The organism is Polaromonas sp. P1_G4 (genome assembly GCF_056405475.1).
The window spans coordinates 1-786 of sequence record NZ_JBFUCA010000966.1; the positions used below are offsets into that span (position 1 = coordinate 1).

1 protein-coding gene is annotated in these 786 nt (G+C 57.0%); it reads right to left on the reverse strand.

Annotated features, from left to right (window positions below):
• Nucleotides 1–786 (reverse strand): glycosyltransferase family 10 domain-containing protein (locus AC1D1X_RS24775; protein ID WP_477699550.1); only part of this gene is annotated, 786 nt, incomplete at both ends.

Here is a 786-nt window from a genome sequence, read left to right on the forward strand (position 1 = left end):
ATTCACGGCAATCGATATAGGCCTCCTCAGGGATCAACTGCTTGATATCGGGAGCGCCCAAATACAGGGGAATCGTTCCCGCATAGAAGCAGTCGAAAATTTTCTCGGTTACGTAGCCCTGCATCGCCATGTTTTCGAGACAGAGGCAGAAGTTGTATTGACTCAGTACCTCGTATTTCGATTCGCACGAGCCTTTGTAAATCGACAGCAGCGTTTTGCGCCGGCTTATATAGGGCCACCAGAGAGACGTACGAGCCTTCAATTTGGCCCAGCCGCGGCCGTAAAGATCGACAACACCGGATTCCGCCAGTTCGGTCATCGCCTCGATGCGGCGGCTGTAGAGCTCGTTCGGTACTTTGCGTGGCACATGATTTCCGTTGATCACCACGATGCGGTTGAGGCGCTCACACCGAGACCAGTACGGCTCCATAACATCTTCGCGAGGCTGCGGCCAATAGAGTTGGCGCAACCGCGAGCTGTCAACACCTGCGAGCGAATAGCCGTCACCGTTCACGTTGTGGACATAGACCCGCTCGAAAGCTGCGGTCAGCTCCGGTAATGCCTTGTAGATGCTCGGGTCGACGACGGGTGGCTCAAGCACCAGAAAGGCTCGAAGGTGTACATCAGGACGTGCAGCCAGCATCTTGAAGTTGTCGAGGACGCCGAGCGAGTAGTAGTCCTTGGGGGCGTTGTTTGCCGGCAAGGACATCAGGTAGTCGGCGGTGCGTACGGCTCTGCCGGCACTGGCGTGCACTTCGCGCACGCGCGCGTAGGGCACCAATGTCC